This is a genomic window from Acinetobacter sp. ANC_7512 (assembly GCF_056779935.1).
In genome coordinates this window covers 192,266-216,166 of sequence record NZ_JBWYIX010000002.1, presented here as the reverse complement: position 1 = coordinate 216,166, position 23,901 = coordinate 192,266, and the positions used below count along the sequence as shown (strand labels likewise).

23 protein-coding genes are annotated in these 23,901 nt (G+C 36.6%); 8 read left to right on the top strand and 15 right to left on the bottom strand.

Annotated elements, in window-relative coordinates; all coding sequences use genetic code 11:
• Positions 1 to 63: 63 nt before the first annotated feature.
• The 3 genes from AC1M9H_RS03640 to AC1M9H_RS03630 all read right to left on the bottom strand — a co-directional run bounded on the left by AC1M9H_RS03640 (position 64) and on the right by AC1M9H_RS03630 (position 1,620).
• Complete coding sequence (locus AC1M9H_RS03640) at positions 64 to 432, bottom strand: HIT family protein (RefSeq protein ID WP_265596980.1); 369 nt, start codon at positions 430 to 432, stop codon at positions 64 to 66.
• Between the two features lie 62 nt (positions 433 to 494).
• Positions 495 to 1,232, bottom strand: coding sequence for a dienelactone hydrolase family protein (locus AC1M9H_RS03635; protein ID WP_035264872.1), 738 nt, complete (start codon positions 1,230 to 1,232; stop codon positions 495 to 497).
• Positions 1,233 to 1,461: 229 nt separating this feature from the next.
• Positions 1,462 to 1,620: a DUF1328 domain-containing protein gene (locus tag AC1M9H_RS03630; protein ID WP_035264869.1), complete on the bottom strand. Its 159-nt coding sequence runs from the start codon at positions 1,618 to 1,620 to the stop codon at positions 1,462 to 1,464.
• 190 nt (positions 1,621 to 1,810) lie between these two features.
• On the opposite strand from AC1M9H_RS03630, the gene AC1M9H_RS03625 reads away from it, so the two are divergent.
• From AC1M9H_RS03625 to AC1M9H_RS03610, 4 genes are all read left to right on the top strand, one after another.
• Positions 1,811 to 2,263: a YcgN family cysteine cluster protein gene (locus AC1M9H_RS03625; RefSeq protein ID WP_481591991.1), complete on the top strand. Its 453-nt coding sequence runs from the start codon at positions 1,811 to 1,813 to the stop codon at positions 2,261 to 2,263.
• Between the two features lie 110 nt (positions 2,264 to 2,373).
• Complete coding sequence (locus AC1M9H_RS03620; protein ID WP_481612779.1) at positions 2,374 to 3,558, top strand: PQQ-dependent sugar dehydrogenase; 1,185 nt, start codon at positions 2,374 to 2,376, stop codon at positions 3,556 to 3,558.
• A 102-nt stretch (positions 3,559 to 3,660) separates the two neighbouring features.
• Positions 3,661 to 4,935 carry a replication-associated recombination protein A gene (locus AC1M9H_RS03615; protein ID WP_481612778.1) on the top strand — a complete coding sequence of 425 codons (1,275 nt, stop codon included), beginning with the start codon at positions 3,661 to 3,663 and terminating at the stop codon, positions 4,933 to 4,935.
• Positions 4,908 to 5,111, top strand: a complete 204-nt coding sequence (locus AC1M9H_RS03610) for a hypothetical protein (RefSeq protein ID WP_481612777.1) — start codon at positions 4,908 to 4,910, stop codon at positions 5,109 to 5,111. The genes AC1M9H_RS03615 and AC1M9H_RS03610 overlap by 28 nt, the downstream gene beginning before the upstream one ends.
• A 244-nt stretch (positions 5,112 to 5,355) precedes the next feature.
• Here AC1M9H_RS03610 and purC read toward each other — a convergent pair whose 3' ends face one another.
• The 3 genes from purC to dapA are packed head-to-tail and all read right to left on the bottom strand — an operon-like array spanning position 5,356 to position 7,635.
• A complete protein-coding gene (gene purC, locus AC1M9H_RS03605) occupies positions 5,356 to 6,075 on the bottom strand; it encodes a phosphoribosylaminoimidazolesuccinocarboxamide synthase (RefSeq protein ID WP_092766585.1) in 720 nt (239 codons plus the stop codon).
• A 37-nt stretch (positions 6,076 to 6,112) separates the two neighbouring features.
• Positions 6,113 to 6,718, bottom strand: a complete 606-nt coding sequence (locus AC1M9H_RS03600; protein WP_092766584.1) for a lipoprotein-34 precursor (NlpB) — start codon at positions 6,716 to 6,718, stop codon at positions 6,113 to 6,115.
• Between the two features lie 17 nt (positions 6,719 to 6,735).
• The gene (dapA, locus tag AC1M9H_RS03595) at positions 6,736 to 7,635 is read right to left on the bottom strand and encodes a 4-hydroxy-tetrahydrodipicolinate synthase (protein ID WP_092766583.1); all 900 of its coding nucleotides are present in this window, start codon (positions 7,633 to 7,635) and stop codon (positions 6,736 to 6,738) included.
• A 681-nt stretch (positions 7,636 to 8,316) separates the two neighbouring features.
• Here dapA and mhpT point away from each other — a divergent pair.
• The 3 genes from mhpT (at position 8,317) to AC1M9H_RS03580 (ending at position 11,337) form a co-directional block, all read left to right on the top strand.
• The gene (gene mhpT, locus AC1M9H_RS03590) at positions 8,317 to 9,525 is read left to right on the top strand and encodes a 3-(3-hydroxy-phenyl)propionate transporter MhpT (protein WP_035264856.1); all 1,209 of its coding nucleotides are present in this window, start codon (positions 8,317 to 8,319) and stop codon (positions 9,523 to 9,525) included.
• 143 nt (positions 9,526 to 9,668) lie between these two features.
• Positions 9,669 to 10,322, top strand: coding sequence for a bifunctional nicotinamidase/pyrazinamidase (pncA, locus tag AC1M9H_RS03585; RefSeq protein ID WP_481595696.1), 654 nt, complete (start codon positions 9,669 to 9,671; stop codon positions 10,320 to 10,322).
• Between the two features lie 49 nt (positions 10,323 to 10,371).
• Entirely contained in the window at positions 10,372 to 11,337 is a 966-nt protein-coding gene (locus AC1M9H_RS03580; RefSeq protein ID WP_481595697.1) for a bile acid:sodium symporter family protein, read from the top strand.
• Between the two features lie 6 nt (positions 11,338 to 11,343).
• Here the strand turns inward: AC1M9H_RS03580 and AC1M9H_RS03575 are convergent, their stop codons facing one another.
• Together AC1M9H_RS03575 and AC1M9H_RS03570 are read right to left on the bottom strand one after the other, a co-directional pair.
• Positions 11,344 to 11,808, bottom strand: coding sequence for a 2-thiouracil desulfurase family protein (locus AC1M9H_RS03575; protein WP_481588764.1), 465 nt, complete (start codon positions 11,806 to 11,808; stop codon positions 11,344 to 11,346).
• 227 nt (positions 11,809 to 12,035) lie between these two features.
• Positions 12,036 to 12,518, bottom strand: a complete 483-nt coding sequence (locus tag AC1M9H_RS03570) for a hypothetical protein (RefSeq protein WP_481612776.1) — start codon at positions 12,516 to 12,518, stop codon at positions 12,036 to 12,038.
• Positions 12,519 to 12,608: 90 nt separating this feature from the next.
• Here AC1M9H_RS03570 and AC1M9H_RS03565 point away from each other — a divergent pair, with 90 nt between their 5' ends.
• Positions 12,609 to 12,830, top strand: a complete 222-nt coding sequence (locus tag AC1M9H_RS03565; RefSeq protein WP_481612775.1) for a helix-turn-helix domain-containing protein — start codon at positions 12,609 to 12,611, stop codon at positions 12,828 to 12,830.
• Here the strand turns inward: AC1M9H_RS03565 and AC1M9H_RS03560 are convergent.
• The 7 genes from AC1M9H_RS03560 to AC1M9H_RS03530 form a co-directional block, all read right to left on the bottom strand.
• A complete protein-coding gene (locus AC1M9H_RS03560; protein WP_481612774.1) occupies positions 12,827 to 14,773 on the bottom strand; it encodes an ATP-binding protein in 1,947 nt (648 codons plus the stop codon). The two genes, AC1M9H_RS03565 and AC1M9H_RS03560, sit on opposite strands and share 4 nt — an antisense overlap.
• Positions 14,773 to 16,029, bottom strand: coding sequence for a DNA cytosine methyltransferase (locus tag AC1M9H_RS03555; protein WP_311092351.1), 1,257 nt, complete (start codon positions 16,027 to 16,029; stop codon positions 14,773 to 14,775). The genes AC1M9H_RS03560 and AC1M9H_RS03555 overlap by 1 nt, the downstream gene beginning before the upstream one ends.
• A gap of 69 nt (positions 16,030 to 16,098) precedes the next feature.
• Entirely contained in the window at positions 16,099 to 17,703 is a 1,605-nt protein-coding gene (locus tag AC1M9H_RS03550; protein ID WP_481612773.1) for a Tn7-like element transposition protein TnsE, read from the bottom strand.
• Positions 17,696 to 19,216 carry a TniQ family protein gene (locus tag AC1M9H_RS03545; protein WP_481612772.1) on the bottom strand — a complete coding sequence of 507 codons (1,521 nt, stop codon included), beginning with the start codon at positions 19,214 to 19,216 and terminating at the stop codon, positions 17,696 to 17,698. The genes AC1M9H_RS03550 and AC1M9H_RS03545 overlap by 8 nt, the downstream gene beginning before the upstream one ends.
• 16 nt (positions 19,217 to 19,232) lie before the next feature.
• A complete protein-coding gene (locus AC1M9H_RS03540; RefSeq protein ID WP_481612771.1) occupies positions 19,233 to 20,879 on the bottom strand; it encodes an AAA family ATPase in 1,647 nt (548 codons plus the stop codon).
• Positions 20,880 to 22,967, bottom strand: a complete 2,088-nt coding sequence (locus AC1M9H_RS03535) for a transposase (RefSeq protein ID WP_481612770.1) — start codon at positions 22,965 to 22,967, stop codon at positions 20,880 to 20,882.
• The gene (locus AC1M9H_RS03530) at positions 22,951 to 23,784 is read right to left on the bottom strand and encodes a TnsA endonuclease N-terminal domain-containing protein (protein WP_481612769.1); all 834 of its coding nucleotides are present in this window, start codon (positions 23,782 to 23,784) and stop codon (positions 22,951 to 22,953) included. Before AC1M9H_RS03530 ends, AC1M9H_RS03535 begins: the two co-directional genes overlap by 17 nt.
• Between the last annotated feature and the right edge of the window lie 117 nt (positions 23,785 to 23,901).

Sequence of the window (23,901 nt, the reverse complement as noted above, 5' to 3'; positions counted from 1 at the left end):
GGCAAAGACCTTTTAAAAAAGCATGAAAAAAGGCGCATATTGCGCCTTTTTGTAAAATCAACATTACTCTTGAATAATGCCCCAACGACTATCTAATTTAAGCGGTTGGTTTTTGTAACGAGGAATAATATGGATGTGTAAATGTTCCGACTCTTCATCGCCAAAAACTTTGCCATCATTAAAAGCGATATGAAAGCCTTCCGGATGATGACGGATTTTTAACTCGTTACGTGCCAGTTCTAACAACGACTGTAAACTTTTACGCTCTTTATCGGTAATTTCAAAAAAAGAACTCACATGACGTAAAGGAATAATAACGGAATGTCCTTTAGTCAACGGCTGCTGTTCTGGCAAAATCACACCGAATTCATTTTTATCAATCACATCATATTCATCGTGATTGCAATAAGTACATTGTTCACTCATCCTTATATTCCTCTTATATTTTATCTTCTTTCTTCAATAATCTTAGCGCTAATAAACTTTGAAAGTAATTAATCTAAGTGACGCGACAGTAACTCATACATCGCAGCTAAGCTTTTTTCCTCAGCTTCAGCGTTATAACCGAGATCTACACCATTGGCTTTTGCCCGTTCATCAGCTTGTGGATTGCTAAAACCATGTTTTGCATCCTCAAAGATAATGACCTCATGTGGCACCTGAGCTGCAAACATTTCTTCTTTAAATTGTGCCACATCATCTAGCGTGACCATGCTATCTAGCTCACCATGCAAAACCAGAATTTCAGCTTTTACTTGACCTTGTTGAGCAGGTGTTTGCGCAGATAAATTAGCATGGAAGGTAGCAACTGCTTTTAAGTTCGCACCAGAGCGAGCAAGATCTAAAACAACTTTTCCGCCGTAACAAAAACCAATCGCAGCTAATCGAGTTGCGTCAACTTCAGGCTGTGCAGATAAAGTGTCTAACGCAGCTGTAGCGCGTTGTACAATCGTTTCAGGCTGTGCGAAAGTTTGCATCATCCACTCATTTGCTTGAGAAGCTTCAGTGGTTACCTTTTTGTCGCCGTACATATCAATGGCAAAAGCAGCATATCCTTGTTCTGCAAGTTCTCGAGCACGTTGTTCTGTATATTCATTACGACCCCACCACTCTGGGGCTACAATAATACCTGCAGCTCCTGAAGAGTTTTCAGGTGCGGCAAAATAACCAATCAATTGAGTACCATCTGCCGCTTTATACTGAATTTCTCTTGTTTGAATTGCTGAAGTCATTATTGAAAGTCCTTTCGTTTATGAAAATCAGCAAAGATTAAAGCATAAATGTTTTCCGAAGTGATGAATTTGCATTAAGAAAGTAAAATCAAATGTGAGAATTTATGAAAGATTGGAATATATAAAACGCGTATCAATGAACAGATAAAAAGAAATAAAAAAAGAAGAAGGAGTACCTTCTTCTTTTCATCAATCTTGTGTTTTCAATTTAATCTAGTGATTTAGAACACTAGACTTTGCCTCTTGAGATAAAGCCTACAATTGCGAGAATCACTGCAATCACAAGTAAGATAATTGCGAAATCTTTAGATAAGCCTGCTACACCACCAAACCCTAGCAAACTTGCTATCAATGCAATCACTGCAAAAATAATCGCCCAACGGAACATTTTGATTCTCCATAAATTTTTATTAATGTTCATTCAGTATAAGAAAATTAACTGAGCAAAATGTATACAAAGGGTATTTTAACGTAGAGTATTGATATTCTTTAGTTAATCAACTGTAACTGAGATTGATGAAATTTTATGAGAATTATTAGTGATATACTGACTCAAATTTTTGATATTTAGCTGAATCATGAGCACATCTTTACGCCCTGAATTTTGGAAACATTATTCACTGTTTGAAATGAACCAAGCAGAATGGGAGGCACTGTGTGATGGTTGTGGTATGTGTTGTTTGGTTAAATTAGAAGATGATGAAACCGAAGAAATCGCATATACCAAAGTTGCGTGCAAACTTCTAGATTGTCAGACGGGGCATTGTTCAGATTATGAAAATCGTCAGGTGCATGTACCTGACTGTATTCAGTTAACGCCTGAAAAATTACAACAAATACGATGGCTACCTTCGAGTTGTGCATATCGACGTATTAATGAAGGTAAAAAGCTACCGAATTGGCATCACTTGGTGACAGGCAATAAACAAAGTGTGATTAGTGCTCGAAAATCTGTAGCAGGTCGTTGTATATCTGAACAGCTTGTTAATGAAAATGAAATAGATGAATACATCGTGCGGTGGGTACGCTAGTACATTCAATTGCTAGACTACACATATTTTGTAATATAAAAACACTTTTAAAATGATCATTGCCGTTTAATCCTTGAGACTGATATTCAAGGATTTAAAAAGGGAAAGGCATGTTAAAAGCTGCAAAACTAATTTGGATTGTTGGTTTGAGCGGAATCATAGTGGCGTGTCATGCCAATCAAAATAAAGCCACTGAAGCACAGAATCCGCAGGAATCAACAGTCAAAAACGAGAATTCAAAAGCTCAAGAACAACGATATCAAGTTGAAAAAATTGCTCTATTTGATGAACCATGGGCGATAGCAACTTTACCAAATGGTCAACTGTTAATTACAGAAAAGTCAGGCATACTTAAGTTGTTTGACCCACAATCAAAACGTAGTTTTAACGTGGCTGGTGTGCCTCAAGTTGCTTATGGCGGACAAGGTGGGTTAGGTGATGTTTCGATTCATCCTAATTTCAATAATAACGCTTGGTTATATCTCAGTTATGCCGAAGAAAAAAATGGATTGTTTGGTGCAGTGGTAATCCGAGCGAAATTGGATTTATCGAATATCGAAGCACCGAAACTGACGGATATCGAACGCATATGGGAGCAAGTCCCTAAAGTGTCGGGTCAGGGGCATTATGCACATCGTATAGTGTTTGACCAGCAAGCGAATTTATGGATTAGTTCAGGGGAACGGCAGAAGTTTCAGCCTGCACAAGATATGCAGTCTAATCTAGGTAAAATTGTATATTTGTATGATGATGGTCGTGCTCAAGAATCTAATCCATTTGCCAAACAAGGTGGTGTCTCAGCGCAGATTTGGAGTTTAGGTCATCGTAATCCTTTAGGTATGGCATTTGATCATCAAAATCGTTTGTGGGTGGCAGAAATGGGCCCTAAAGGTGGCGATGAGTTCAATCTTATTGAAAAAGGTAAGAATTATGGCTATCCAATTGTATCTAATGGTGATCACTATGATGGGAAACAGATTCCGAATCATGAAACGCGACCTGAATTTATAGCCCCTAAACTTGATTGGTCTCCAGTGATTTCACCCTCGAGTCTGATTTTTTATAAATCTAACTATTTTCCACAATGGAAGAACAAAGCCTTAATCGGTGGATTATCATCGAAAGCCATTATTGTGGTAGATCCACAATCTGAACCTGTACGAGAAATTCAGCGCTTGGATATGGGGGTTCGAGTAAGAGACTTGCATGAAGCGAAGGATGGCACAATTTGGGGAATAGAAGATGGACCGCAAGCTTATTTATTCAAATTAAAAGCAAAACTTGAATCTGAGTAAAATGAAAAATGTTGAATAGTGATGGTTGTTTTGACTATTAATATTGGAATTTGACTATTACATAGTAGACTAGTCAACAGCACTTTGAGATCTATAAAAAATATGTCCGATACACAAATTCCGCTACCTGAACGCTTACGTCCACGTGATTTGTCTGAGATTATCGGACAAGATCATTTACTTGGTGAAGACGCACCTTTACGTCAAATGATTGACCAAGGACATTTACCTTCGATTATTTTTTGGGGGCCTCCAGGCGTCGGCAAGACCACCATTGCGCTATTGTTAGCTCAAGCTGTAGATCGTGCTTTTATTAGCTTGTCTGCACTCAACACTGGTGTTAAAGAGCTTCGAGAAATCATTGGGGAAAGTGGTGATCTCATTGTGCCAGTGGTTTTTATTGATGAAATTCATCGTTTTAATAAATCTCAACAAGATGCCTTACTGAGCGCAGTAGAAAAAGGCAAGATTACTCTGGTTGGTGCAACCACAGAAAATCCTTCTTTTGAAGTCAATAATGCTTTGTTGTCGCGCTGTCAGGTGTATACGCTGAATGCATTATCTGAGCATGATATTCAACATTTAATTGAACGTGCACTCAAGCAAGACCAATTTTTGAAAGACCGTCATATTCACATCGAAGAATATGATGCATTAATTCAATTTGCCTCAGGTGATGCTCGTAAAGCACTGAATTTATTGGATCTCATTGCGAGCACATTTGAAGCAGATGTTGAAAATATTGTCACCAATGCCATCGTGGTGAAAGTAGCTCAACAAAATATTGCGCGATATGACAAATCTGGTGAGCAGCACTATGATTTAGTCTCAGCATTCATTAAATCAATTCGTGGAAGTGATCCTGACGCTGCACTATATTGGATGGCGAGAATGTTAAAAGGGGGGGAAGATCCAGTCTTTATTGCGCGTCGGATGTTGATAGCCGCTTCGGAAGATATTGGAAATTCTAATCCTAATGCGTTGTTATTGGCTGGGGAGTGTTTTAGGTCCGTTCAAGCGGTTGGGATGCCAGAATGCCGTATTATTTTAGGACAATGTGCAGTGTATTTGGCCACAAGCGCGAAAAGTAACAGCACTTACTTAGCAATCAATAAAGCATTAGAGTTGGCTGAACGTACGTCAAATCTTCCAGTTCCATTGCATTTAAGAAATGCTCCAACCAAGTTAATGAAAGAGCAGGGATATGGTGTAGATTACTTATATCCACATCACTATCCAGAACATTTCGTGTTGCAGGATTATATGCCTCCAGAGCTGAAAGGCACCAAATTGTACGAATCAGCTCGTAATAAGCGTGAAGTCGAAGCAGAGCGTTTACAGCAGCGACGTTGGCAGCAAGAGCAGCAACAACAATAAAAAAAAGCCCAGTTCTATGGGAAGCTGGGCGAAAAGCGATTCATCTGGTCGGCAACTACAGTCTCTCTCTTGAGCCACCAACTCCTGTAGTTGCCTGGTATAAAAATATATTAGTTGAACTTAGTAATATTGTAAAAACGATCATTTTAATAAATAGCATTAATTTATTCGATTAATGGGTGTAAATTTAAAAACAAAAAAAACAATTGAGTTTTTTAATGATCAAAACCCCAGATTTGTCATCTTATTTAAATATCGATTCGATAAATTAATAGCATTACCAATGAGGAGAGAGCATTGGTAATGCGACTTAACAAAAATAATGAATGTATAACAACAATTTGAAAATATAAAAATAATATCAACAGATACAAAAAAGCCGAGTCATATGACTCGGCTTCATTTTATCTAAATTTTGATTTAGATATCAGAAAGGTCAACACCGATACGTGTAGCAACTTCTTCATAAGCTTCAACCACACCACCTAAACCTTGGCGGAAACGGTCTTTATCTAATTTTTTCTTGGTATCTTTGTCCCATAGACGGCAACCATCTGGAGAGAATTCATCACCAAGAACGATACGATCATGGAACACACCAAATTCAAGTTTAAAATCAACTAAAAGCATGTTGCCTTGAGCAAAAAGATCTTTTAACACCACGTTTACTTGGTGAGTTAACTCTTTCATACGCTCAAGTTGTTCAGCAGTAGCCCAACCTAAAGCAATGGCTTGAGATTCATTCACCATTGGGTCGCCCAAAGCGTCATCTTTGAAAAATAATTCAAATGTAGGTGGTGTAAGTTCTAAACCTTCTTCAACACCCAAACGACGGCAAAGCGAACCAGCTGCATAGTTACGGATTACACATTCAACTGGAATCATGTTTAACTTTTTAACCAAAACTTCGTTTGGTGTTAAAAGTTTTTCGAAATGAGTTTCGATACCTGCAGCTGCAAGTTTTTCCATGATAAAGGCGTTAAAACGGTTGTTCACCTTACCTTTGCGATCTAGCTGTTCGATTTTTTCGCCATTAAATGCTGAGGCATCATCACGAAAGACTAAAATCAGGTGGTCTGCACTATCGGTTTCATAAACGGATTTAGCTTTACCAGTATAGAGCAAGGTTTGTTTTAACATGGTGGAACCTTTTTCAGAAAAAATATGCCTAGAACGACTAGGCTGGCCAGTTTTGATAAATCTGGGTTAACAGGCTCGCAGCTTTTTGTTTGTCTGCAAACGCGTTAGTTGGGGTAAACACGGCCAAGGTATGACTCGAACCTACAGATGTCAGTTTAAGCACTAAACTTTCACCATCCACTTGAATTGTCGCGGAATGGGGATTCTTAGGTTGATTGACAAAGTTGTAGTTGAGGCTACTGAGGGTGGCGATTGTGTATTGCCAAATTGTAGCAGAATTTCCGTCAATTTTGATCAACGGATTGCCATTTCCATCAGTTAAAAGTTGTGGACGACCGACAGCAGTTGATTGTTCACTCTCAACAGGATTAGAAACGGTTGGTGCCACATTAGGACGAGGTAGCTCAAAACGATTACCTCGCTTATTAACCATTTGTGGCGCATTGTCTATTGCAAGCTGTTCAACAACAGGCGCTGGATAAAGCGGTGTTGCTGGTCTAACCATTGAACCTTCAGGGAATTTAAGCGGGGCTTGTGCAGTAGATTTTTTATAATCGAGTGAACCATTATCGATACCAATCGTACTACAACCGACCATGCTGAGGGCTGAAAGGGCAAGGGGTAAACCAAAACGTAGTTGCATAGTTGTTAAACTCTTCTTTAAATAATGCTCGCAGCTTTTAATGCATCACGCAGTGAAGCTCGATATTGTTCTGCTAATGGAGTAAGTGGTAAACGGATACCTGTACCAATTAATCCCATTTCATGAAGTGCCCATTTCACAGGAATTGGGTTTGATTCACAAAATAGAATTTCGTGTAAATTTGCAACTTGATCATTAATTGCTTTTGCTTGAGCTGCATTACCCACTAAACCAGCGGCACACACTTGGCTCATTTGCTTTGGAGCAACGTTAGCGGTCACAGAAATATTACCTTTCGCACCATGCTCAATCAGTTGATATGCTGTTGCATCATCACCTGAATAGACCACCATATCTTTGCCTTCAAGTGCTTTTAAAAGCTCAGCACCGCGAGGAACATCACCTGTTGCATCTTTAATCCCTACGATTTGAGGAATATCAGCAAGACGAACTACAGTTTCATTGCTCATATCAACGCCAGTACGGCCAGGTACGTTATAAAGAATTTGCGGTAAATCAACAGCTTCAGCAATTGCTTTGTAATGCTGATACAAGCCTTCTTGAGTCGGTTTGTTATAATATGGCGTTACTAAAAGTGCAGCATCTGCACCAAGCTCTTTAGCTTCTTTGGTAAGCTCAATCGCTTCATGCGTTGAGTTTGCGCCTGTGCCGGCAATAATTGGAATGCGTTTATTGGCCACACGAATGATTTCTTTGATCACTTGAGTGTGTTCAGCCATGCTTAAGGTCGAAGCTTCACCTGTTGTTCCCACGGCAACGATACTGTTTGTACCTTGTTCAATGTGCCATTCAACAAGCTTCTCGAGACCCTTCCAATCAACAGTTCCATCTTCAAACATTGGAGTGACGATTGCGACGATTGAGCCTTGAATTACCTGAGCTTGCTGAGTAGTCATTTTAAAACACGATCCTATTTTTCCATCCAGTGAAGGTTGAGAAGCGAAGTTTGGATGGGTATGTATTTTGATTTATATCACGATCCAATATGCCTGCATACTGGATAATGCGTATGCAAATTATGAACTAAGCTACCAATAAGAACAATATGAATTCACTTCAGTCAAAAAAAAGTTTAGTTAAAACAAGTAACTTTTTTTAAAAAAAGCAATTTTAAGACCTTATGGTTAGGCATTTAAATTACAGTGAAGATAGATGTTCGTCTATGAAAGTATTGCGGATAAAAATGAAAATTCGAACTAAAATCTGACCAATTTACCCTGAATTAATAGCTTATATCACTTACATCAGATTTAAGATGTATGTATATACAGGTGAATAGACTAATAATTTTTAAATTATGTGATTATTATAATTTATAAAACGTCTTATTTTTTTTACTTAAAGGTTAAATTATTCTAATACTTATAGATTTTATAATAGATTTTTCTTGGTTTTTTCCTAAATAAAAAAAATAATTAATCGTTTTGAAGACTAGAATTTATTTTGGTTGGCAAGAGGTATGAAATTTAATCTTATTTTGATTACATTTTATTACACCATTTGATAACTCTCACTTTCATTGACTTACATAGATAATCGGGCATCGGACTCAAATGCTGATGAGTGAGGGAAGTTCAATGCAAGAATCAGTAAGTAACAAACATGCAATTTTGACGGTAGGTATCTGCTTCCTCATTGCAGTAATTGAAGGCTTAGATATTCAGGCTGCAGGTATTGCAGCTGCGGGTATTCGTGAACATTTTGGTTTAGATAGTTCACAATTAGGTGTGTTTTTTAGTGCTGGTATTTTAGGTCTGTTACCTGGGGCACTGGTAGGTGGGCGTATTGCGGACCGTATTGGTCGTAAAACAGTTTTAATTTGGTCTGTTGCTGTTTTCGCTGTATTCACTCTATGTACGGTATGGGTAAATAGTTTTAACAGTTTATTGGCTGTACGTTTCCTTGCAGGTGCAGGACTAGGTGCAGCAATGCCAATTCTCATCACTTTGGCTTCTGAAGCTGTAACCCCACAAAATCGTGGTCGTGCTGTAGGGCTAATGTATTGCGGTATGCCTGTCGGTGCTGCGATCTTATCTTTAATTGCAAGTACAGATTTCGGTGCTAACTGGAAAAATATTTTCTATCTTGGTGGTTTATTACCATTAATTGTTATTCCAGTAATGATGAAGTTCTTACCTGAATCTAAAGAATTCTTGAAAACGCAAAATAGAACTGAAGCTGAAATTGCAGAAGCTCCACAAGGTTCGTTTAAAGATTTGTTTAATTCACAGAATCTTCTTCGTACGATGTTCATCTGGTGTAGCTATTTCTTCACGCTCATGGTGGTTTACATCATGCTCAGCTGGTTACCTTCTCTATTCCAAGAATTAGGTTTCTCAAGAAAAGAAGGTGCGACAGCGCAATTCTACTTCATGGTAAGTGCTACTGTAGGTACTGTGATTTTAGGTGTATTAACTGACCGCTGGAAAAAAGCTTATGTGATCTTGTTAATGTACGGTGGTATTTTGGCTGGCCTTCTTGCGTTGAATGCAGCAAGCTCACTCACACAAATGTATTTGGCTTCAGCATTGGTTGGTGCTTTCGTGATTGGCTGTCAAGGTGTGCTTTACGCATTTGGTGGTATTGTGTACCCAACAGAAGTACGTGGTACAGGTGTTGGTGTTGCATCAGCAGTAGGTCGTATCGGTGCTATGCTTGGGCCAGCAATTGCAGGATCATTATTAACGGCTGGATTTGGTGCAGCAGGCGTAATCTCTGCAGCAATCCCTTGTATTATTATTTCTGCAATCTTCATGTTAATGTTGGTACGTCGTATCCAGAATTAAGACAAAAACATAGATTAAAGCCTGCTTGATGCAGGCTTTTTTTATAGAATTTTGATATCAAATTTTCAACTCAAGCAATTGTAGTTCTCTTGATCCTATGCAATAGTCCCTAACAATTTTAAAAATATTGGGAGCTGAAAAGGATGTTCCAACCACAACAAAGTGCACTTATCGTTGTTGATGTTCAGAATGGATTTACCCCTGGGGGAAATTTGGCGGTAGCAAATTCAGATCAAATTATTCCAACCATTAATTCACTTGCTCGGCATTTTGACAATGTTGTCCTTACCCAAGATTGGCATCCTCAAGACCATATTTCATTTTTTGAAAATCATCCTGGAAAGTCTGCTTATGAGACGATTGAATTAGCTTATGGCCGCCAGGTGTTATGGCCTTCACATTGTGTGCAGGGTACACATGATGCAGATTTTCATCCAGACTTGAATATATCCAAAGCGCAGTTGGTCATTCGTAAAGGTTTTCATCCACATATTGATAGTTATTCTGCCTTTTTAGAAGCTGATCATCGAACATCGACTGGCTTAGCAGGTTATCTGCGTGAGCGTGGAATTCGTGACATCTTCATTGTCGGGATCGCCACTGATTTTTGTGTGGCTTGGACGGCAATTGATGCTGCAAAATTAGGTTTTAACAGTTATGTCGTGTCAGATGCGACTAAAGGCATCGATTTAAATGGTTCGTTGCAACATGCATGGCAAGAAATGCTTGCACAAGGTGTGAAACGAATTTACGCCAAAGAACTGATGACTCTCAGACACTCAGCGCAGACCATTTAAAGGCATGGCTCAAGATCATACGTCGTTAATCCAACAAGTGAACTTCTAAATGAAAGCTAGCAATCAATTCGTGCAGAAAACCTTTGCGCTGTGGGTACTCCTATTTGCAGGAATTGCCATGTATATGCCAGAAGCTTTTATTTGGCTTAAGTCTTATATCACTTGGATGCTCGGGATTATCATGTTTGGCATGGGAATGACCCTGTCGTGGGAAGATTTTAAAAGTGTTTTCAGCCAGCCTAAGGCGGTTGCCGTTGGCGTGAGTGCTCAATTTATAGTGATGCCATTATTGGCATGGGGATTGTGCATAGCATTTCGATTACCCGCTGAAATTGCCGTTGGCGTACTCCTTGTTGGATGTTGTCCCGGAGGTACAGCATCTAACGTCATTGCTTATATGGCAAAGGCAAATGTGGCTTTGTCCGTCGCGTGTACCTCAGTTTCAACGATGTTAGCACCTTTGCTGACACCATTGATTTTTTATCTCTTAGCGAGTCAGTGGATCGATATAGATGCGGTAGCAATGCTTGTATCGGTAATGCAAGTGATTTTGTTCCCTATCATTTTAGGGGTGATCGTGAGCGGCCTATTTAAGCAAAAAATAGATCGATATATCGCAATGATGCCTATGGTTTCAGTCATCGCGATTGTATTGATTGTGGCTGCGATTATTGCTGGAAGCAAAATGCAAATTTTACAGTCAGGGTTACTGATCCTTGCTGTTGTAATTTTACATAATGGATTAGGATATTTTATAGGTTATTGGGCTGCAAAATTATTGCAGCTTAATCAAGCAGATGCTAAAGCAGTTTCGATAGAAGTAGGGATGCAAAATTCTGGCTTAGGCGTTGCTTTAGCTGCGGTTCATTTTGCGGCAACACCCATTACAGCACTTCCAAGTGCGATTTTTAGTTTATGGCACAATATTTCGGGACCCATCTTGGCGAGTTATTGGGCGACGCGTGACAAAGCTCACCTTAAAAAACATGAATATGACGATGATGTGATTAAGTAGCTGATTTTATTTCATTAACTGATCTAGAAATTCTTTTTCAGTCATGATGTGAATACCATGTTGCTTTAAAAGCGCTGCTGTAACACCGTCCGCATTTATTTTTGACCCCGAAAAAGAGCCATCATAAATCTGACCAAAACCACATGATGGACTTTTAGCTTTCAAAATCGCATGAGTAATCCCATGTTTTTTCGCAAAAGCTAAGGTCTGTTTGGCACCTAAAATAAATGCTTCGGTAACATCTTTTCCCGAAAGATCAAATACTTTTGCATGGCCACTCAAAACATCGGAGCCTGTTCCTTTTTGAATTTCAGCAGGGGCTCTGGGAGTGCTAAGTCCTCCAGAAATTTCAGGGCAGATTACGACGGCCTGATCGGTATCAATGAGCATTTTAATTTTTTGTTGAAGGCAATGTTGACCATCGTAGCGAACTGGATGTCCGACTAAACATGCACTGATAAGATATTTCATTTGATAAAAAAAAGACCGATAATTTTCATTATCGATCTTTTTGTAGGCGAGTAATAAAGTTTCATACTGATCAAACCGTATCTCATTGATATTTTGACTTACCAATCAAAGGAAGAAAAAATAAAGTTTCATACTCAGCTCTATCTTTTCTTCCATTTTTATTTTTTATGGAGTAATAAAGTTTCATACTGAAATGAAACTCTAGGCTCGTTTAATTTATTTTCATATTATATCAATGATGTTAGAAAGTCAGTGTAAGCTTTCAGTTTTTCAATATCTTGAAGTAATTGGTTTTTTCTCCTTAATATTTCAGTTTTAAGTTCTGGAAATTCTATAAGGGCTTGTTCAGAAGCTTTAATTTGATTTTCATAAGTTTTTTGCTTTTCTTTTAATTCATTAGTCTTGAAATTAAGTTTTTTTGAATCACTTTTAATTGATATTAAATCAAATTGCTTTCTAAATTCGTGCATGCTTTCTGTTTCAACAAATGTTGAAAGCCTTGGATTGTCAGAATGAATATGTTTGACCAAGTGCCCTTGTCGTACCAGTTTTCTCAGAAGTCTATACAGTTGTTGCTGGTTGATTTTTTCCTTTTCATCATTTGAAAGATGCAAGTTGTTCCAAATTTCGTTTGATGTCCATCCATCGATCTGATTATGAGATAGAAGTACTACAAAAGATTGGAAGATAGGCGAAGCAATTTGTTTCATGATAAAAAACTAGAAAAAATAAAAAAGAGGATTATAGTCCGTGGATATATAGTCCTCAAATAGTGATAGTTCTGTTTTTTAAGCATTTGAATGTTTATGTCAGAACTTACTATTCAATTTGGGCAATTGGTTCGCAAATACAGAAAAGAAAGAAACATATCACAAGAGCAATTAGCATTGCTCTGTAACATGGATCGTAGCTATTTAGGACGGATTGAAAGGGGAGAAGTAAACCCTACTTTAGAAAAAATTTATGGAATTGCAGAAAAACTGGAAGTAAACCCAATAAATCTACTTCCAAATAAATTCTAAGAATTTAATTCCTTATGCTTATCAATAAATTCTTTATGATAAGTTTTTGATTGCTGTAATAACTCTTCATAGGTTTTAGCGAATACTTCACCAGATCTTTGATACGTTAAAAGTTTATTTCTTGTTTTAAAATCATCTTTCTTTGTACCACCTATTATATAGCAAACAACATTTGATATTGATGTATCAGTTGCGTATTTTTCTTTAATAAATGCCTGATATTCATATGCTTGTTCTAAAGATTTTTCATCAATCTGATACTGGCTTCTTTTAATTTCAACTATATATAATACTTGCCCTAATAAATTAGAACACAAAAAGTCAATTCTACGATCTTTCCCTTCTAACTCCTCATCTGGATATTGTTGTTTTAATATCTGGGAGTATCTTACCTCATCTTGAAATTCCAAAATTCTAGGGTCAATCAACCATGGGAACTCTTTTAAAAAGTTATGGAGGGTGGGAACTTCTTTAGTATTTTGAACAATACATTGTTCAAATTGTTTAATAACTTCAATACGTGTTTCTGCTAATGCTGCATATTGTTTAGCTTCAATTACTCTCCAATCATTTAATAATCTAATTAACTCAACCTTATTATCATCATTAATATCTAATTCAACAATGCTATGAGCATACTCCTTAAAATCTTCATTATTGAATTTAGCAATCACATTTTTAGTAACATCTAATGCCGTATCATTATCAATATTAGGAGCAAAAAGAATCGGGTCTATTATTTTTTTCCCTAATTCACGTTGATGAGAGGGCAAAGTTTCAACAAATTTTTGAACATCAACATTCTGTTTTGCCAACTCTTTAGATCTTTCTTCACCCCTTTTTTTTCTCCATTCATTATTTAGTTTTTTAATGATTTCTTGAAGATATTCTTTTAATTCTTTTGTTAAGTCATTCTCCCAATTTAAAGAGTGACGATCTGTGGAGATAAGATCTTCATCTTCATCATCAATAAAGTCGATGGCTAAATAACCTGTAACATAGGTATGAAATTGATCGTTATCACGAGCTCCGTAAAACTCTGCTTGATTTACAATCTTACCTCTAGACGTTAAATAAATACCTCTCATGTCCTGTGAACTAATAGGCGTTTTAGTGGTAATAATTTTTCCAGTAATTAAGGCTTTATTAGTATATTCATGGTTTGTTAAACTTGTTTCAGGAAAATCCCAAGAAAATTGTTCATTTAGTCCATTAAATTTTAATTCATTAGTAATTAATAACTTTCCATCTTCTAAAATAAAAGGCTCTTTTTTTTTCAAATTAGAATCTTCGAGCGTGACATTAAGTTGATCAAAAATTGTAAACTTCTTAGCTAAACTAATAGCAATATTAAGTGTATCAAAATCAGTTTTTCGTCTGATATTTTGCAGAATAATTTTCGTAGAGTTTAATTCTTCAGTCGCTTCGTTTTTTAAATTAATAATAGGAGTATATGTGCCACTAGATGAACTTAAAATTTCTTTTAGGTTCATAGTAAAACTATTTTTTAATTTATTTTTTACCGATATTACTGTAACAAGGTCACATATTCCAAATACTGAAAGTTTACCAAGACCTTTTTTGCCAATTGGTTTTCGTCCCTTAGGGGACATTGAAGTTTCTTCGCGACGATTTCTACCAATTACTAGATATTTGTCATTTAATTCGTCAAATGTCATTCCATGACCATCATCCAAATAAATAATTTCTTTTTCATTTTCATTATTAAATGAGATAGTTACATTTTCTGCATCAGCATCCCATGAATTAGATACCAATTCTGATAATACACTAGGCAATTGTGAATAAAGAGATACACCTAAGTGCTGAATAGTTTTTGGATCAAAACTTAATTCAAGATTAGTTTCCTCAACTGTCTTAGCAGTTTTTTCAATCCCCTCTAAATTTTCATTAGATTTATCTGATACCATAGCGTTTTCCATTACCATCCCTCTAATATTTTTTCGGCAATTTTCTGTGCAAGTAAAACAGGTACTGCATTTCCAATCTGTTTAAAGGCACTTGTACGTGCTGGCTTTCCTGAAACATTTTCAAAATAATAATCATCAGGAAAACTTTGAATTCTTGCTGCTTCTCTAGGTGTTAATGAACGATTTTGTTCTATATCAGGATGGATATAATGATGTCCATCTTTAGAGATATGTGCAACAACAGTATGGCAGGCGGTCAAATCTCCAGCAACCACTTTAAAACGATCAACAAAAGAATTACGCCCTTTATGACTTTTTAAGTATTCAGGTAAATCGTCATAATGGAGACGTCTTTTTTCAGTATCCCATAAATTAACAGCGTGCTTATAAATTTCTAGATCTTGCTCAGAGTGTGGACGTGCTTCATGCCAAGTTAAAGGAAGATCAGTTGATATCTGAGCATCTTTAAGCCATTGCGATGGTTCAGAGGTCGACTCTAATGGGGATGATTTACCTCCACCAGCATTTATTTTAGGAAGATCTTTGAGTAGATCCCAAACGGTTGCTTCAGGAGTCCATTTTTCAATCTCAGGGTAAAAAGATTTTTTACTACGATGTCCTCTTTTTCCTACCAAAATGATTCGCTTTCTATTTTGAAGAACACCATACTCACTTGCTGATAAAGTTTTATATTCAATTGAATAACCTATTTCGATAAATAGACTTTTCATTTTCTCGAAATAAAACTCACCATTTGGATCTTTAGCGGTTAATAGTCCAAGTACATTTTCAAAAACAAAATATTTAGGCTTATATCTTTTCAAAAATTCTGCATAGTATTTATATAGGTGATTGCGAGGATCATTAACCATGTTACTGCGTGAGCGTCCAACTAGAGAATAAGCTTGGCAAGGTGGACCACCAACAATAAGATCTAGTTTGGTATTCTCCAATAGGATATCAATTTTTTTGAAGATTGATTTAAGAGTATCGGGACCAATAAATTCATTGATTACTGAATCTATTTCGGTGGAGGGGACAGTATCATAAAGTTCTTGACGTGTTATTTCATTTTTTAAATATTTTGAATAGATGTCTAAAGCATTATTTTTTTTTAGCCAATGGAATGCTTGTCGCGTTTTAAGCGTATAGCAGGCTGAAGCATCTGCTTCGACATGGGCGACTGGTTTGAAGCCAGCACGGATAAATCCCTCAGACAAGCCTCCAGCACCAGCAAATAAATCGAGAAATTTTAAAGGGCTAGACATACAACATCAAAAGCAAATAAATAATAGCCAGGATACCAGGAAATTCTAGATTTAGCAAAATTAACTCACTTACTTTGTCAACAAAGATTCTAACCGTTTCATCCATCCTTCTAATTCTTGTTCGGATATTTCCTGATGCTTTGAATTCATCCTAGGGTGATTTAATGTACTATTTTTATAGCAAATATTTTTAAAAATTCCTTTTGGCCAACGCAAACATTGAGTGACGACAAGCTCAAGAACTTTGGCACGATCAGTTTGGTTCCATTGATTCATGTCTTTAAGTGATAAGACACGAGTTGAAAGAGGCTTTTTATTATCAGAAGTATCTACCTCTAAGATCACAATATTTTGACCATTAAATTGGAAGCTAACTTCTGCGACACATCTAGGATTTCCATCAGTTTTTATATGTTTGGAGTGACCTTGAATGTTGGGTAATTTATGGAGTTGAAAGGTAGAATTTTTAACTGTGTTTTCCTTGCAAAACAAATCAATCATTTGTTGAAATGCAGAGAAACGATCAAGATACAAATGAAGATCTTCAGTTTCATCTTCAACACCATTAAATTCAGCAGAGGGGATAGTACCCTCAGAAATAGGCTCGTTGGTGCTAACTTCCGATGTCGCATTAGTGGATGGTAAGTCTTGATCTTTTGTACCATGATTTCTATGCCTAGTTTTTTTAGAAGTTTTCCTTGTTTCAATGGCTTCTAGGAAGTCGAAGTGTGTCGGTACAACATCAATGATTTGAACATCATCACTATTGCCATCCTCGTCATCTTTGATGGTCGGTTCTTTTCCGTTATTTTTAGTTCCTGAAGAGTTTTCACCTTTACCGCCTGATTTAGACTCAATGAATTTATCGCTATAGAACTCAACTTCTTTCGAAATTCGGCTTGAGATTCTTTCGAAACCTGATATTTCATTGACAAAAAACTCAGAAGTTTCAGCCTTGTAATAGCCATATGAATCAAAGATCACTCCATTGAGTTGAGGGGGATTAAAACAAAAACTCCATATACGATATTGGTCAACGTCATAGCCATATTTGGTACAAAACTGACTGATACTTTCAAAAGATTGTCGAATATCAGGATCGAGAAGAATCCAAGATAAGATCCGTCGGATACCTGAATCATTGAAATGCGAAATTGGGTATGAACAGGCTGGTAAAATATTGATGAGGTAGTGATCTCGATTTGAAGCAATATCGAAATCGATACTCAAACTATTCTCTATGATTGCTGATCTTGCTAAATATGGAGTGTAGAAAAACAGAGATCGAGCAAGTTCAAATTGAGGGAGCTTAATTTTGATGGTTTCGGACATTGGCTGACCGAATTGATCCACACGGACTGCATCAAACAAGAAATAATGTTCTAGAAACTTTCCTTTCGGTAAGTTTGTATTATTGACAGAAGATAGCCAATCTCGAGTTGAACTAATTTTAAAGCGTAAATTGTAGCCTTTGGCATATTCTTGAGTGGGGTTGATGTGGCTATTTTTTCTTAATAATTTTGCATTAGAAAAATTAGTGAAAGTCGTCTCAGGTATTTTATTTTCATTTTCCAAAGCTAGATTTATTGCCCAACTGCCTGAGTTATGTTTTTTAAACAAAGAACCAATCTTTTTTATTTTCATATTCTTAGCGATGTGACTGATCTTAGCCATGATTAATCCTTTTAATTTGATTTAGGAATTTGAGTGCTTCATTTGTTAATCGTTCTTCACTTAATCCCGAATATCGTAATAATTGCCAACTCGCTTGGTGTTGATTAATTTTTTGAAATTGAATAATGGTTCGAGTAATTCTTCGGATTTGATATGAGCTAATATCTTCTGAAAAAGTACTCAAAAATTTATGTGTTAAGGGCAGCTGATATAGGTTTTTCTCTACGGTGGAGTGTTGCGGTAGTTGCTTGAGATACCAGTTTCTAGATTGCCTAGGTAAACTCAAATCGTCTAATGATTGATAGAATATTTTGAATAATCGCCTCACCATGTGCCAATCCCTCAGAGGCCAATCTACTTTCATGGGAATACTTGCGGGCAAAGCGTGAAAGCTTTTATTTTTTGTGAGTAACCAAGTTTTATCATTGCGATAAAGCCATGCATATAAGGCTGCATTTTTGACTCTAGATGGCTTTATTCCAAAATTTTTAATTAAAGACATCCATTCATTACGTTTTTCTTTGAGCATCAATATGTCTTTACATTTAGTTCTTTCACTAGGTGTATTAGTATTCGAGTGCTTAGCAGGTAATTGATGAATTTCATCCAGAATGGCTACCCATGTCCAGCCTTTAGGTAAAAACGTCTCTAAGACGATAATATGCTCAAGATAACTGAATGACTTACGATGCTTTCTAAAGATAGCTTTAAGCCAACTTGTTTCGGACTTCAGTTCATCTAGGTGATGTTGCTGTAACCATTTTAGATCCCATATTTTTATAACGGCTGAATAAATTTTTGAATGATCAGTGTGTTTAGAACCTTTGTTGAAACCTAACCGCTTTGCAACACGTTGATAAAATTGACTCCATTGATGAAAGGTAGGCGATGATGTTGGAGGAAGTTTTAAGAGTTCATCAACACGTCTACTCACCATTAGATCTAACTCATGAGCAGGGGTATAAGGTTGCTTGCGATCTAGGATAAAACTTGCAGGAATAAATTGATGTCGTCCATTCAAGTGGGCTGGTGGTAAAAATTCTGACAATTTAACTTTATGTTTGCTACAGCAATTTGCGCCTTGAATGTACCAAAGTCTTGACCAAAAAAATTCTCCATATTGGTGATATTGTTCTTCTAAGCAATGGTGACAATAGCGATGCGTTGTTATCTGCTTAACTTTGGATGCCGCAACTCCTAATGCTAAATGGATAGAACCTTTTGATTGACTCCCCATCCAGTGAAGGCATTTTAACCGTGTATTTTCAGGAGAAAATAGAGCGTGGATTGGAAAAAGAGTATGTTCATAAACAATCTTTTCAAGTGTGTAGTTCGGTGATAAATGTGTTAACAGGCATATGAGATGGCTAGGTAAATCAATCGTGGCAATAACCTTACGATTAGCAAATACTTCTTCAAGTAATTGCTTAGGGCTTGTAATGGCATGATGAATTCCAGCTCTAGCTATCGTGCTATAAATTAATTCATTGGGATATGGTGTAGGAAAATTCAATATGCCAATTTCACTATTACATTGATTGCACCCAAGTTTGAGTATCAAAAATTAAATCGCTCGATTGAAGAACGTCATAAAAATTTTGGGATTTTTGCTTTTGAGAAAACTTAAACCTTAAATCATCTGACGGTAAGCTCACCCATTCACTTTGTTTTATTTTTCTGAGATTCATTTTTTCAGGTTTGATTTCTTTATCCACCTCGACCTCAGTGAGCCAATTAGAAACGATAGGCATGAGTTCTTGCATATTGAGATGAGGGAAATCGACAAAGGCTTTTTTGATTACAGAAATTACTTTAGATTCTGGATATCCAGTGGCAATCAATAGGTTATGCAATCTTTGTGCATGTACATTTCCGTTATATTGTTCAACTTTTTCTTGTTCTTCTTCTATTTTTTTCTGAAGTAGAAGTAAGGTTTTGTCCACATATGGAATAGTTAAGTCAGAATAGAGTGCGATGCGATTAGGATCTCCAGACTTGAGTGCTTCTATCATTGGATGGACAAATTTGAGTTCATCCTCATAGACTTGTCTAAGCAAACTTGGCGTTATTCTTTCTAATCCTGTCATGATCGCTCGGCATTGAGCCAAAACAAAAAGTTTGACGACTATATCCAGTACGCCTTGAGACAGTTCATACCAACAATCTCGAATCTCTTCACTCAGTTGTTCTTTATTGGTTAGCCATTGGTATTTCCATAGAGCATTGGTAAAAGCCATCCATTCTGTTCTCGTCGTGGTATTTGATAATGGGGGAGTGTTCTTCATAGGTTCCCATATAACAGCTCCGAAACCAGCCCCACGACGTGCTGAACGCAGATCTCCATCAAATATAAATTTGGCTTTGGGTGTGCCGACCATAACCACTGGCAAACCTACAACATTGATTAAGGTGACAAAGAAATTCAGCATTTTTTCAGCACCACCTGAATTTTTAACACTCAGGTGTTGGATTTCATCAATGACAAGTACACCAATAGCATAGGTATTGGTAATTTGACGCATATAGTTTAGTAGAGCTTCGATTCCTAATCTTTTTAATGCCACTTTTCTTTCAAAATCTGTTCCTAATGCAACATCAATCGCCTTAAAGAAATGCAAACATAGATTTTTTAATGAGCCATCATGAGGGCAGTCTATTTTGAGATAAACGAGTTGAGTGAAGTTATATTTTTCATGATAAATTACTTGAGGATAAAGGTTCAGAATTCGCTGTAGGGTTGTGCTTTTACCACTTCCTGAACAACCGATCAGTGAATAGCTTAAAGCTGTAGATTTTGGTGCATCAAAACGAAAGGCATTAATATCTCCCGACATAATACGCTCATAACCATTTTGCAAATGTTGGTGCAATTTCCCATCAGCAATATTGCGTCCGACATAGCCTTGACGAATTAAAATTGCAATTTTTTGTTCTAATGAAATATGTCGAGTAATGGGTTGAAAAAATTGATGAAGAAGTTGCGATGAAAGATGAATTCTTTCGTTCTTAGATCTCAGAATATCTTCAGGGTTAAAGTCCACCTTTCCAATCAGATTAGCTTTGATATCCGCAATTTCTTGCATGATTGGTGGTAGAGCCTCAATAAATGGATTGTCTTTATATTCACCAAAACTAGGTGTGTAACGTGCTTGAATAAAGTTTAATGGCAAAGTCATTTAGTCATCCTCACCAAATAATTCGTCTGTTAAGTCTGGATAATGAACCGCTTCAGCATCTTGAGGCTTAATTGAGGCTTTCAGTTTAGGCATTGGAATAATATTTGTATCCAATATTTCTTGCTGTTTTACCTTAGCTTTGCGTTCAATATTTTTTTCTTTTGCTTTATTTTTAGTTATTTCAGCGATTCGTTGAGATGGTTTAATTGGATTCTTCGGAAGCTTAGTTTTAAGTTTTTCACTGATAAAAGCTTCAAGCTCTCTTCGTTTTTTTGAAGCCTCTAGTTCGTGTTGTACAAGGTGCTCTTTTTGGGCTTTTTGCCTTTCTTTGACTTCCCACAAAGTACAATCTTTAAATTCTCTCGATCGATCGGAGAGAGACCCTATCCAATATTCGAGACTATTATCTTTCGGAAAAATATAAATTTTATTCACTGAGTAAGGATCATATGCGGCTTCAAGGTTTTGAGGACGAGAACTTCCTGTTTTACGATGTAACCAACCGAGATCAAGTACTTCTTTCGCTAGGTAGTAAAGACCAAATGCTTTGATGCCTAGGTCTGATATTGTGATTTTAGTACGTGGCAATAATGCGATTCTGAGTGCTTCTTCTGGAACACTTCTCAATTTTCCTGTTCGGTTTTGAATACCCCAATTCCATAAATGTAAGGGAATAGTTGGTAAGTCATTGGGCATATCTGCTTCACGATCATATGTTTTTAGCACATGAAATTGATTATGCGAGATGATGCAAGCAAGAATGATTTCAGTAAATTGGTGAATATTTAATGTGGCATCTTGACGGTAATCATTACCACCAGTCTTTTTTACAGTTGTGCCTTCAACAATACCTTTTCCCTTACCTTCTTTTTTGAAATAAGCCTGATATGTATTGAAAGCTTGTTCCACTATGCCTTTAGCATCACCACGTCTAGCTGGCGCATTTTCAAGCCTTACAGCCAAAGTTTTCTCTAAGGCTTCAATTTGATAGCCTAATAACTCTCCTCGATCCGCGAGTAAAGCATCAGGTAGACCCACAGCTGGCCAATCTTCTGGCTGAATTGAGATCCCATACTCAGCACAATACTTAACCTTGTCGGTCATCGCTATATTCAATGCTTGTATTGCAGCTAAATATGAAGGTGATTCAAAACCGATATAAAAGCCTGCGACTAATCTACTGAAGACGTCAATCACAAAGTAAATGGTGGGTCTGCCAACGATACTTTCTGGATTTGAATTTGAAACAAGATAAATATCAGCGATCGTGGCATCAATTTCATAACGTGCACCAGGGCCTAAGGCTTGAGCGTTAGATGTTGATTGCAAAGGACGATAGTCTTTGTGGTAGTTGGATGTAACAATACGAGCTTTTACGCTTTCAATTTTTTTGAATTCTTTTTCGTAGTAATACTTAAACTGCCATATTGTTGGAATATCTGATTCGGCTGTATCGGGATAGAGATTTTTATATGTGGTTTGAAATTTTCGATATACAAATGGGAGTGAATGTTTATTGTCTTTTAAAAAGAATAATTTAATGGTGCGATAGAAAAGTTTTTCAATATCTTCATTAACATTAATGCCTTGTTCACTATTATAGATACGAGGTCGACCTAATTTTTTGTCTTTAGCTGTTCTTTTTTGACCCTTAGCTCCACTATTTCTGTAATCAGGAAGCAATGCATTAGGAGTTTGTCCTCTTTGCCAATATCTGCGAGCTAAGCGATAAATAGTCTGTTTGGTGACTTCATGTTGATTCATGATTTCACTAATTATTTTTCCTCTTTGTACTGGAATATAAAATAATTCATGAGAGATCAGAGGATAAATAAGGGCATAATTTTGGTCACGTTTTATTTCTTGTACTGATTCCTTCTCAGGCTGAATGAAAGCAAGTGACTCATGTGGGTCTATTGCTCTTTCGATATTGCCATCTTCCAAACCTTTTAAGATTTCTGTTCTACTAACTTCAATTGGAAAAGCATTTTCCAAGTCAAGATTAATCCAAATCACAGAGTCAGGTAGGACAGTTAAAATCCTAAATAAAGAGCTTTCGAAACTTAATACTTCATTGATTTTCAGCATGAAGTACCTCATTCCAAATATTAAGCTCGCCCAATTGAATATGATCTGTATTCAAATCCTTAAAAGAAATATTAAGATCAAATATGAAATACCTTTGAGCCAGCAAGTCTCTAATTTCTCTTAAAGATTGACCTAACTCAAAATGATATTTTTGATCAATGATTCTCGCTAATTCATTAATCTTTTTAGATTTATGTTTAATGAAAATATCTGAATAAAAGTTAAGTTTATCTAACGTATCTTGTTCACTCAGTTCCATGGTATTTACTGAACTGTACAACCATTGAATGTTCTGGCTGACAGTTTTAGGAACTTGGTGCTCGGTAAAAATATAAAAAGGTATGTTTTGCTGTTTCCAATATTGTCGCTCAATTTCTATTTTTTCTATTGTGCGTGGATCATTGAGAGCATTTGAATATTTAACTTGGACTACAAATTTAGGTGTTATTGAATTATGTGTATCCACTAGAAAATCACTTGTCATGATTTGATAATGTTTCCCAAATCTAGGGTGAGGGATTCCAATTGTCTTCGCAATTTCTAGAGTTTGTTCGAGGTCTAAGGGATATTGTTCTCGGATATCGATAGTCGTTGAATGCCATTCTAGTAATAGAAAAGTAGAAAGTTCTAGATCAGAGAGAAGGTGATGAGTTCTTTGGCTTTTATGACCAAAAACTCGGTGAGATCGACCTTCTGAACTCACATCTCGAATTGTGAGCCAAGGTTTATAGCTATTTCCAAAACCCTGTCCTCGTCCTTCTTTAATCCATTTTTGAATTTTGAGTTCATGATTTTGTGTGTTCTTAAAGTTGGCCATAAAAAAATCCACACATCATGCTGTTGAGAGCATAGCTTGTGTGGATTTTTTGAGCAATTCAGTATTACACTTTATTACTCAGTATGAGACTTTATTACTTAGTATGAAACTTTATTA

Excerpts from the sequence above, each read along its gene's own strand:
- AC1M9H_RS03635 (WP_035264872.1), bottom strand. The coding sequence starts at position 1,232 with ATGACTTCAGCAATTCAAACAAGAGAAATTCAGTATAAAGCGGCAGAT.
- AC1M9H_RS03630 (WP_035264869.1), bottom strand. The coding sequence starts at position 1,620 with ATGTTCCGTTGGGCGATTATTTTTGCAGTGATTGCATTGATAGCAAGT.
- AC1M9H_RS03625 (WP_481591991.1), top strand. The coding sequence starts at position 1,811 with ATGAGCACATCTTTACGCCCTGAATTTTGGAAACATTATTCACTGTTT.
- AC1M9H_RS03620 (WP_481612779.1), top strand. The coding sequence starts at position 2,374 with ATGTTAAAAGCTGCAAAACTAATTTGGATTGTTGGTTTGAGCGGAATC.
- AC1M9H_RS03615 (WP_481612778.1), top strand. The coding sequence starts at position 3,661 with ATGTCCGATACACAAATTCCGCTACCTGAACGCTTACGTCCACGTGAT.
- purC (WP_092766585.1), bottom strand. The coding sequence starts at position 6,075 with ATGTTAAAACAAACCTTGCTCTATACTGGTAAAGCTAAATCCGTTTAT.
- AC1M9H_RS03600 (WP_092766584.1), bottom strand. The coding sequence starts at position 6,718 with ATGCAACTACGTTTTGGTTTACCCCTTGCCCTTTCAGCCCTCAGCATG.
- dapA (WP_092766583.1), bottom strand. The coding sequence starts at position 7,635 with ATGACTACTCAGCAAGCTCAGGTAATTCAAGGCTCAATCGTCGCAATC.
- mhpT (WP_035264856.1), top strand. The coding sequence starts at position 8,317 with ATGCAAGAATCAGTAAGTAACAAACATGCAATTTTGACGGTAGGTATC.
- pncA (WP_481595696.1), top strand. The coding sequence starts at position 9,669 with ATGTTCCAACCACAACAAAGTGCACTTATCGTTGTTGATGTTCAGAAT.
- AC1M9H_RS03580 (WP_481595697.1), top strand. The coding sequence starts at position 10,372 with ATGAAAGCTAGCAATCAATTCGTGCAGAAAACCTTTGCGCTGTGGGTA.
- AC1M9H_RS03575 (WP_481588764.1), bottom strand. The coding sequence starts at position 11,808 with ATGAAATATCTTATCAGTGCATGTTTAGTCGGACATCCAGTTCGCTAC.
- AC1M9H_RS03570 (WP_481612776.1), bottom strand. The coding sequence starts at position 12,518 with ATGAAACAAATTGCTTCGCCTATCTTCCAATCTTTTGTAGTACTTCTA.
- AC1M9H_RS03565 (WP_481612775.1), top strand. The coding sequence starts at position 12,609 with ATGTTTATGTCAGAACTTACTATTCAATTTGGGCAATTGGTTCGCAAA.
- AC1M9H_RS03560 (WP_481612774.1), bottom strand. The coding sequence starts at position 14,773 with ATGGAAAACGCTATGGTATCAGATAAATCTAATGAAAATTTAGAGGGG.
- AC1M9H_RS03555 (WP_311092351.1), bottom strand. The coding sequence starts at position 16,029 with ATGTCTAGCCCTTTAAAATTTCTCGATTTATTTGCTGGTGCTGGAGGC.
- AC1M9H_RS03550 (WP_481612773.1), bottom strand. The coding sequence starts at position 17,703 with ATGGCTAAGATCAGTCACATCGCTAAGAATATGAAAATAAAAAAGATT.
- AC1M9H_RS03540 (WP_481612771.1), bottom strand. The coding sequence starts at position 20,879 with ATGACTTTGCCATTAAACTTTATTCAAGCACGTTACACACCTAGTTTT.
- AC1M9H_RS03535 (WP_481612770.1), bottom strand. The coding sequence starts at position 22,967 with ATGCTGAAAATCAATGAAGTATTAAGTTTCGAAAGCTCTTTATTTAGG.
- AC1M9H_RS03530 (WP_481612769.1), bottom strand. The coding sequence starts at position 23,784 with ATGGCCAACTTTAAGAACACACAAAATCATGAACTCAAAATTCAAAAA.